The 8,492-nt window shown below is 68.4% G+C and carries 9 protein-coding genes and 2 pseudogenes; 6 read left to right on the forward strand and 5 right to left on the reverse strand.

What is annotated here, in order from left to right; genetic code table 11:
• Positions 1-3: 3 nt before the first annotated feature.
• Together MYF83_RS38230 and MYF83_RS44835 are read right to left on the reverse strand one after the other, a co-directional pair.
• Positions 4-531 (reverse strand): hypothetical protein, encoded by a 528-nt coding sequence (locus MYF83_RS38230; protein ID WP_248965699.1) that lies wholly within the window; start codon positions 529-531, stop codon positions 4-6.
• 246 nt (positions 532-777) lie between these two features.
• A pseudogene (locus MYF83_RS44835) lies at positions 778-1,364 on the reverse strand (Tn3 family transposase); the annotation flags it as partial.
• A 137-nt stretch (positions 1,365-1,501) separates the two neighbouring features.
• Here MYF83_RS44835 and MYF83_RS44640 point away from each other — a divergent pair.
• Positions 1,502-1,642, forward strand: a pseudogene (locus MYF83_RS44640) (type II toxin-antitoxin system prevent-host-death family antitoxin); the annotation flags it as partial.
• 210 nt (positions 1,643-1,852) lie between these two features.
• On the opposite strand, the gene MYF83_RS38240 reads toward MYF83_RS44640, so the two are convergent.
• Positions 1,853-2,065, reverse strand: coding sequence for a hypothetical protein (locus MYF83_RS38240; RefSeq protein ID WP_248965700.1), 213 nt, complete (start codon positions 2,063-2,065; stop codon positions 1,853-1,855).
• Between the two features lie 160 nt (positions 2,066-2,225).
• Between MYF83_RS38240 and MYF83_RS38245 the strand changes: the two genes are divergently transcribed.
• Entirely contained in the window at positions 2,226-3,743 is a 1,518-nt protein-coding gene (locus MYF83_RS38245) for a hypothetical protein (protein WP_248965701.1), read from the forward strand.
• Complete coding sequence (locus MYF83_RS38250; RefSeq protein WP_248965702.1) at positions 3,740-4,060, forward strand: hypothetical protein; 321 nt, start codon at positions 3,740-3,742, stop codon at positions 4,058-4,060. Before MYF83_RS38245 ends, MYF83_RS38250 begins: the two co-directional genes overlap by 4 nt.
• Here MYF83_RS38250 and MYF83_RS38255 read toward each other — a convergent pair.
• Positions 4,057-4,707 carry a TetR/AcrR family transcriptional regulator gene (locus tag MYF83_RS38255; protein ID WP_248965703.1) on the reverse strand — a complete coding sequence of 217 codons (651 nt, stop codon included), beginning with the start codon at positions 4,705-4,707 and terminating at the stop codon, positions 4,057-4,059. The genes MYF83_RS38250 and MYF83_RS38255 overlap by 4 nt on opposite strands.
• A 165-nt stretch (positions 4,708-4,872) precedes the next feature.
• Here MYF83_RS38255 and MYF83_RS38260 point away from each other — a divergent pair, with 165 nt between their 5' ends.
• Positions 4,873-5,466 carry a TIGR03086 family metal-binding protein gene (locus MYF83_RS38260; protein WP_248965704.1) on the forward strand — a complete coding sequence of 198 codons (594 nt, stop codon included), beginning with the start codon at positions 4,873-4,875 and terminating at the stop codon, positions 5,464-5,466.
• Between the two features lie 261 nt (positions 5,467-5,727).
• Here the strand turns inward: MYF83_RS38260 and MYF83_RS38265 are convergent, their stop codons facing one another.
• Positions 5,728-6,981 (reverse strand): amidohydrolase family protein, encoded by a 1,254-nt coding sequence (locus MYF83_RS38265; RefSeq protein ID WP_248965705.1) that lies wholly within the window; start codon positions 6,979-6,981, stop codon positions 5,728-5,730.
• A 121-nt stretch (positions 6,982-7,102) separates the two neighbouring features.
• On the opposite strand from MYF83_RS38265, the gene MYF83_RS38270 reads away from it, so the two are divergent.
• Together MYF83_RS38270 and MYF83_RS38275 are read left to right on the forward strand one after the other, a co-directional pair.
• Positions 7,103-7,678, forward strand: coding sequence for a TetR/AcrR family transcriptional regulator (locus MYF83_RS38270; protein WP_248965706.1), 576 nt, complete (start codon positions 7,103-7,105; stop codon positions 7,676-7,678).
• Positions 7,679-7,927: 249 nt separating this feature from the next.
• Positions 7,928-8,380: a sugar nucleotide-binding protein gene (locus MYF83_RS38275; protein ID WP_248965707.1), complete on the forward strand. Its 453-nt coding sequence runs from the start codon at positions 7,928-7,930 to the stop codon at positions 8,378-8,380.
• The last annotated feature ends 112 nt before the right edge of the window (positions 8,381-8,492 follow it).

Below are 8,492 nucleotides of genomic sequence, written 5' to 3' on the forward strand. Positions count from 1 at the left end.
AGGTCATGTCCGGCAGGCCCACAGGTGTGTCGCGAACCGCCACGACGAGGCGTCGGCCACGGCCTCCTCCGTGCTCTCGCCGGTGACATCGTGCGCCGCCCCGGCCAGCAGCGTCGACCACATCCGGATCGCCATGACGTTCGCAGACGGCCCGCAACGCCGCGTCGTACCGCCCCACGACCGCGTGCCCGTCAGGGACCCCCGGCAGAGGTCACCGTGCATCCAGGCCGCGAGACACTCGCGGTGGCCGCGCACCGTCTCCTCGTCGCTGCGCATCTCCAGCGCGCCGGCGAGATCTCCTGGCACCCCGCCACCACCGGCACGTCCAGCCCGAGCGGCGCCGCGGTGAGCTGGGTGCGGACCAGGCGAGAAGGCGTAGACACCACCGATCCGCTTCTCCCCCCGCTCTGCCGTGACGGGGCGCGCCTGGGCCTGGCCCAGGACGGTGAGTCCGGCACCGGGGAAGGCGGCGTCGAGCTCGCCCGCGACGTAGGACGGGGTCTGGCCATGGCGGATCAACAGCAAGCGCACCCCCGCAGCCTACGCGGGAGGAGCCGCCGTTCTTGGGCGCCGCCCCACTGCGGACGGACTCCTGAACCGCCATGACCAGCGAGTCGCTCTTTCCTGCTTGAGCCCCTGCTCGAGCAGGAAAGCAAGCCCATCCAGTACGTCTGGGGCGAGGTCAACCGACACATTGCCTGGCGCCGCCTCACCGATCGACAAGACCATCGAGATCGAACCCCTTCCAGCCCGTCACCGCGTGAGCAAGGTGGAGTGCTACGCCGCCTCGGACAGGGGGGTGAAGTCGATCTCGGGCAGGTCGGGGTCGAAGTCATCAGGCCGCAGTCGCAGCACGTCGGTGGCATACAGGCCGAACCGGCTGATGTGCGCCGTCAGGTAGGGCGACAGCTGCGCGACGTCCTCAGCGCTGATCTCCCAGCCCTCGGCAAGGAGCCGGCGCATCACCTCCATCATGTCCAGCGCCGTATGGAAGATCACACAGTTCGCCAGCAGGGAGTTAAATTTGATCAATCTTCTCCTGCTCGGCCGGGTCGTTGTCGGTGATGACGCCGTCGTTGCCGAACCGCAGCCAGCCCGAGAACCCGTTAAACCCCTCGACCTTGTTGGTGACCGCGGTGATGCGCCGCCGCAGCGCGGGGGTCGGCCAGGAAACGCAGCAGCGCCACGGTGCGCACGCTGCGCCCAACCTCCCGGAACGCCTTGTAGATCTCGTTCTTGCGCGAATGGGAGCCGAGCCGGCGCAACAAGGTGACCGAGTTGAGCCTGCCCTCACGGATGGAGATCGTCACCCGCATGAGGTCGGGCCACATCTTCTCCACCAACTCCCAGTCGATCACATTGCGGGCACCGCTCTCAGCGCGGAACAAGGGCTTATGTGGGCTGACCCCCGACTACGGCTACCTATCCAGCAAAGCACTTCCGAGATCGCTGAAGCCGTCGCCGAAGAATAGCCACGACCGGTGGAGCAACGGGTGCACTGATGTTCGGGATAGCAGCGGCCCGCGACAAGCTCGGCCCGCTGGTCTCCCGCGCCGTACATGCGCACCGGCCCACCCTCATCAAGCGCTCCGACGATGAGCACGCCGTCCTCGTCTCCGCGGCCGACTACGAGGAACTACTGCGCGCACGCGACGAGGTGTCCTCGACCTCACCGAGGAGCCCGAACCGCTGGGCGCCCGCCCTTATGGGGGCATGCCGGGCGCCTTCCAGCTGCGCACCGACATTTTCCGGGTTATCTACACCCACGGAGCCGACCGTCTGTCGGTGTGGGTCCTCCAGATCAACACCTGAGCAACGAATCGCGCGGAGAGCCTCCAGGAGTTGCCGTCCGTTAAGTTCCCATCACCTTCGACAGTTCAAGTCCTTTCTCGATGACGCTCACCGGCTGGGGTTGCTGCGCCGCCTCGGCGGGATGCTGGTCGAACTCCACGTGGCCGCCGGCGGGCAGCCACTCCTCCAAACGGTGCCACAGCGCGACTTGCACCTCGCCGTCGACGCGGTCGCCTCTTTGATCATCGGTGATCTTCCTCCGGCAACCTCGCAATAGCCATCACCTTGGCACACGACGCACAGCCGCGGTCCGCGTAACACCGAGGTCCCCTGCCTGCCGCGCATCGGCCCTCGGGCTTCGCGCGTTTGCCGCATTCGGTAGATGTTGACTGCCACGCTGTCGGTGGACTACCCCCCGTGAGGAGAGACGACCGATGAGCGCCCTATCCGCGCAGTCCGCCACCGCCGAGCGGCTGAAGATTCTGGATCGGGCACTGGCCCGGTTCTCCAGCGACTCGCTGCTGAGGCTGCTGGGCGCCGCGCTCGACTCGCCCGGCTGCGCGCGTTTCCACGACCACCTGCTGCTGGCATGGACCCGCGTGCTGCGCCGCCCGCGCCGCCCGGGGCCGGCCACCGCGGCCGGTGACCTGTCCGCCCTGCTGGCCGCCGCGCGGCGCGCGGCGCCCGGCCGCGGGGTGATGACCGAGCGGGAGCCGAACGATGCGCGCGCCAGAGTCCGCGTCGGCCTGGAGGGGGAGTGGTGGCTGGTGCATCCGGGTGAGCTCAACCATCCGCTGGTGTTCCTGCGGGCTGTGCAGGCCACCGAGCGCGCCGTCGACGATGAACAGGCGGGTTTCACTCTCACCGACGTCCTGGAACTGGTGCTACGTCACACCCACCACACCGTCGCCGCTCTCGCGCCCGCCTGGCCCGTCTCCACCGGCGACCAGTCCGAGGACGAGATCACGTGCACGCTGACCGACGCCGAGGTCACCGCAGCCGGCGCGCTCGGTCTCGACCACCTCACTCCAACCGGCCCGCATCGCGAACGTGCCGCCAAGGCCCTGGCTTACCTCACAGCCGACGCCTGCGCGCTGCCGCTGCGCTACACCCCGGGCACGCCACTGCTCGGGCCGGTCCTGGTCGTGGCCGCGCACGGAGGGCGCGTGCCGGTACCGGCGTCGGTGGCGCTGGACAGCCTCGCGGCCGCCGCCGCCGATCTGCTGGCCGCCGTAGTGACCGACCCGGACGCCGAGATGCGCCTTCAGCTGCACACCATCGAGCGCGTCGCGCACCTCCTGGATCTCACCCAGGCGCCAGAGCGACCCGAGCCCGTGTGCCGGATCCAGTCGATCTCGCACCGCCTGGAGTTCGCCGTCGTTGCCGCATTCACCCACGACGGCCTGTCCGCCCTCCTCGAGCAGGCGCGCGCCGACCTCGCCGAGAACGCCGCGCCCGGAGCCGGACGGCTGGTCATCTACGGCGGTCCGCGGGTCCTGGGACCCGAGGTGGTCACCGACACGCTGTGCCTGCACGTTGAGGAGTTCGCCGAGATCCTCGCCGACGCCGACGGTGACCTGGCCACCGTGGCCTGGTGGGTCCTGGAGATGACCGAGCATCCCGAAGTCGAGGCGGTCGCCTACTACGACGTGTTCGACGCCTGGGCGGCCTGGCACCGGGAGGGGATGCTGCTGCCGCCCGGCCCACCGGCCGAGGGCGTCGCCCTGGTCTCCCCGTATGGGCGCGACGTGTCCTGGGACCGGGCCACCGCCTGGGCCCGCATCGACGACGTGCTCGCCGACGCCGGGCTGCCGCCGTCCCTGGGCTGGCGAACCGCCCGCCTGCAAGTGCGCAGAAGGGCGCCGGGCAGTGGGCGGAGGTGTTCCTGCCCGGCGACGCCGCCGGCCCGCTGCTCGCCTGCCTCAGCACCGTCCCTCCACTGGTCATCTTGACCACCGCCCTGTCTGATGACCGGGCGCTGCTGGACGCGGCGACGCTCGCCGCGCTCGCTGACGGCATCCGCGCCACCCTGGCCGGTCACCCGGCGCTGGTCGCGCACTTCACCCTCCGCGACCGCGCGGCCTGGCTAGTGCACCTGACCGAGACCTTGGAACCATGCCAGCCCCCGCCGGCCGCCGACGGCGGCGCATCGGAGGAGGTGCTGCCACTGTTCGTCAGCATGGACCCCGACCATGCCCGAATCAGCATTCAGCTGGACCAGGCGTTCCTGGCCCGGTTCACCGGCGACGGCCACCTGAGGCAGCGTTAGGTGGTGCGGTTCCAGCGGGCGCCGAGTTCGGCCTGGGTGGGGGGGCGGCCAGTCAGCTCGCCGTACGAGATCGCCACGGCCCGCAGGCCGGCGAGGTGCACGTCGAGGTAGCGCCGGCGCAGCTCACGGATGTGCTCGGCGTCGCTGTGACGGATCGCGGCGAGCTGCTCGTAGATCATCGGCAGGTCGGTGCTTTCGATGTCGGCGCGGACGGCGCCGACCTGTTGGCCGCGGCGCAGGATCCCGTCCGCGAGTGCACCCGCCTGCATCGCGAGGGCGCGGTGCTCCGGCGTGGGCGTGAACCGACCGGCGAGACAGACGGTGAGGGAGTGGACGTCGGCGTCGACGATGCCGCGCAGGAATTCGACGAAGCCCTCCCACGGGTCGGTCACCTCGCGCGCCGTCTGGGCGATCGCCACGAACTGGCGTAGCCCGTCGAGACAGAGCGTTGCCAGCAGGGCTTCCTTGCTGGGGTAGCGCCGGTACAGCGCGCTGATCCCGACGCCCGCCGCCCGCGCGACCGCGCCGATGGGGGCATCCGGCTCCGCGACGAAGACCTTCCGGGCGGCGGCGAGGATCGCGCCGTCGTTCCGGGCGGCCTGTGCCCGCCGGCCGTTGAGGACGTCCCGTACGTCCTGCTCTGTCATGGTCGCCCTCCGTCTGGTCAGTAGCTTCGGCAACACCACTAGGCTAGCACTTGTGCGGAACGGAACGTTCCGCTACTGTCTGACATAGCGGAACGGCTCATTCCGTTCTGGAGTTTGAGAGTAAGATCCCGCCTGCTCCAGTGCGGCCTTATCTAGGAGGAAACAATGACCGCGACCACCACGTGGACGATCCTGGACAGCGCCCACGCGGCCCTGCGCGACGCGACCGACGCGCTGACCGCCGCAGACCTCGGCCGTCCGACCCCCTGCTCGAAGTGGAACGTCGCCCAAGTCCTCCAGCACTCGGCCGGGGACCAGCTCGCCTTCGCCTCGTCGATCACGGGGGCGGGCGGGCCGATGGAGAACCCGTTCACCCCATCGGGCATCCTGGCCGGCAGCCCGGCCGAGCTGGTGGAGCCGACCCTCACCGCGTCGGCCGCCGCCTTCGCCACGGTCGACCCGGCCGGTACGACGCCGACCCCGCTGCCGCACGGTGCCCTGCCCGCCGCCACGGCGGCCGGTGCCGCCGCCCTCGACGCCGGCGTCCACGCCTGGGACATCGCGGTCGCTACCGGTCAGCCGTCGCCGCTCGACGACGACCTCGCCGCGCAGCTCCTGCCCGTGGCCCGGACGATCGTCGAGCCGCTGCGCCAGTACGGCGCCTACGCGCCCGCGCTGGAGCCCCGCGAGAACGACAGCGCCTCGGCGGAACTGCTCCGCTACCTCGGCCGTGACCCGCACTGGACCCCGGCGAGCTGACGGCGCCCCGGTCGACCCGGACCGGTCTCGCCTTCCCCGGCTGACGGGCTATTGCCCCCGTCAGCGGCGAGCACCGACCGCAAGGTCGGTCTCAGGTTGGCTCGCGTCCGCTGCGTTTCCTCTATGAGCGCGTCCTGCTGGTGATCAAGCAGATTGTTCGACGGCTTGCAGGGCGCCCCCTGAACATCCTGTCATCGGCCTAAGCGCGCGGTCAGCGGCATGAGCGTGCGTTGTTCGGCACGCGTTGATGACAGGTGCAGGTCAGCGGTTCTCGTGGTGTGACCCGCGGCGCCACACGCCTGTGATGTTGAGGGTGTCGGAGATGGTGACAGTCGGGTCTCCGTAGACCAGGACAAGGTCTGCACGGAGGCCTTCTGCGATACGTCCTCGATCGTTGAGTCCGAATCGTCGTGCCGGAACCGATGTCGCTGCGCGAAGTGCATCCACCGGTGTCAGGCCTGCCCGGACGAGGAGTTGCAGTTCGTGGTGGATGCTCGCGCCGTGCGCCATGCCGCCGAGGAACGGAACGGGCACGGCCACGTCGGTCCCTGCAAGGAGGTCCACGCCGGCTTCGTGGAGGGCTTTGACCGAGGCGAGTACATCCTCGAGGTTGCCCTGCGGGTATCTGTTGTAGCTGCTGCGGAGTGTCGCGAGCCAGGCGGGATCGAGTTTGGAGCTGACACGGGGGTCTGCGGCGAATGCCTCTCCGGTGATGCCCATCATGGAGGAGTTCAAGACGACGCACGGTGCTACGAATGCTCCGGATCTGGCGATCAGGTCGATGATCGCGGGGGTGTGGGGTCGGTCCATGAAAAGGTGGACGAGGCCGTCGATGCCAGCCTCGATCGCGGTTCGTGTGGCATCGACGGTGAGCGCGTGCGCGACGGTGAGCATGCCGCGGCGGTGAGCCTCAGTCACTCCTGCAGCGACAGTGGCTGCGTCAAGCGTCGGAAGGCCAGGGGAACCTTCGATGGAACCGTCATCGATCATGAACTTGATGTAGTCCGAACCCGCCGCAATCAGTGCAGGGATGTAGCGGACGGCCTCTTCGGGTGTCGTGGAGAACGGCATGACGATCTCGCCGGACCCGTGCTCGTCGTCGTCATCGTCGACGACGCCGCCATCGTGTCCGGGCCGACGTCCCGGCGGAAACAGCTCGCTGGGATGCCCGCCCGGAGGGGTGATGCCGAAGCCAGCCGATCGCACATCGGCAACGTTGTCGTTGTCGGTTATCTCGCCGCGGTTGCTCCTGGTCAGGGTGCCCTGCATTTCGAGTTCGGTGGTGACTCCGAACCGTAGGGCAAGAGCCAGCCCTGCTACGGAGGTGTGCACGTGGGAGTCGATGAGTCCTGGCAACAGTGTCGCCCCGGTCGCGTCGATGACCTTGGCGCCGTGGGGGATCGCCCCACCGACAGCGGCGATCGTCGTTCCACGGACGACGACCGTGTGGTCTTCGAGAACTCGTTCACCGTCAAAGACGCGAGCGTGCGTGATCGCCGTCATGGTCATGGTCATGGTTCTTCTTCCGTCGTTCGGGGCCAGCGGACCGCTGGCGGCACCACCGTACGCGTAGTGACTACGTATTTGCAACCACTACATATTCGTCATCGATAGGAACCTCCGCTAAGCTGGGCGGGTGGTTACCGAAGCAGGCCTGCGAGGGCGGAAGAAGGAGCGGACGCGTCAGTCGCTCCACGACGCGGCGTTGCGCCTGTTCCTGGAGCGGGGATTCGACCGTGTCACTGTGGCGGAGATCGCCGAAGAGGCCGAGGCGGCTGTGACCACCCTGTTCAAGTACTTCCCCGGCGGCAAGGTCGCGCTCGTCTTCAGCCATGAGGAGGATCGCGCTGCTGCGTTGGCGGATGCGGTGCGCAACCGATCCGCCGACACCGATCCACTGACGGCGATCGAGGATTTCATCGGCACGCGTCTACCGTTCGACCCTCATATGGACGCTGCCTCGCCGCTCCTGCGGCTCATCTTCGAAACACCCGAATTGCGCGCCTACGCACGACAGAAGTGGACCGACTGCGAAGACGCGCTCATGGCCGTGCTCGTGGAGCAGTGCGGTTACCCCGACGACGCGCCGCTGCGCGCGCTGGCCCGCCTCATCCTGCAGTCGCCCGACATCGTCGCCCGGCACAGCACCCCGCGTGCGGCACTGGCGATGATCTTTGCGAACCTGCGACGCGGATGGCAACTCGACACATAAGCCGGCAGTCGAGTTGATCCGGGTACACCACCGTCATCTGCTCCTAACCCACGACGTACTGACAGGTGGCCTGAGCGGTCGCCAACCGAATGCCGCCGACGTCCGCTCTTGGGCAGAGTCGAGCACCTGTGCATGCTCCCGCCCGATCAGCGGCAGAAGCGGATGCGTCCGTGGCCTGATGCCGAACCACGCCAGCGCAGGGCCAAGGCTTGATGGCTTGCGATCTATGGGTTGAACTACCGTGGCCTCGTGGATCTTCTCGTGGTCGGCGGCAGCGGCTTTCTCGGGCTGGAGATCACGCGTCAAGCCCAACTCGCAGGCCACAGCGTCATGGCTACCTTCCACACGCGCGTTCCGCCCATCCCCGGCGTGGGCTGGCGCATGGTCGACATCCGGCACCGCGACGACGTCACGGCACTGGCTCTGCAAACCCGACCCGACGTGGTCATCAATGCCGCATACCGGCAGTCCGACTGGGCAACCACCGCCGACGGCGGCATGCACGTCGCCCTTGCAGCGGCCGCGATAGACGCTCGGCTCGTGCACGTGTCCAGCGACGCGGTCTTCTCCGGTACTGCGGCCAGCTACGACGAGACGTACTTGTCAATCCCCTCAAACCGTGGAGACGGTCCTATGCCACAGCGGCCCTCAGCAGGGCCGTTGATGCTGTCCTCTTCTCGATCACCTGACGCTCGAATGTGACAGGCGGCAGCCCGTCGTTGGCACTGTGCCTGCGCTTGACGTTGTAGAAGTCCGCGATCCAGGTCGCGATCTTCAGCCGAGCCTCCGCCCGGGTACGAAAACGGTGGCGGTG

Origin of the sequence: Sphaerisporangium perillae, from assembly GCF_023276435.1 — a bacterium.
Classification (GTDB): Bacteria; Actinomycetota; Actinomycetes; order Streptosporangiales; family Streptosporangiaceae; genus Sphaerisporangium; species Sphaerisporangium perillae.

Excerpts from the sequence above, each read along its gene's own strand:
- MYF83_RS38245 (WP_248965701.1), top strand. The coding sequence starts at position 2,226 with ATGAGCGCCCTATCCGCGCAGTCCGCCACCGCCGAGCGGCTGAAGATT.
- MYF83_RS38255 (WP_248965703.1), bottom strand. The coding sequence starts at position 4,707 with ATGACAGAGCAGGACGTACGGGACGTCCTCAACGGCCGGCGGGCACAG.
- MYF83_RS38260 (WP_248965704.1), top strand. The coding sequence starts at position 4,873 with ATGACCGCGACCACCACGTGGACGATCCTGGACAGCGCCCACGCGGCC.
- MYF83_RS38265 (WP_248965705.1), bottom strand. The coding sequence starts at position 6,981 with ATGACCATGACCATGACGGCGATCACGCACGCTCGCGTCTTTGACGGT.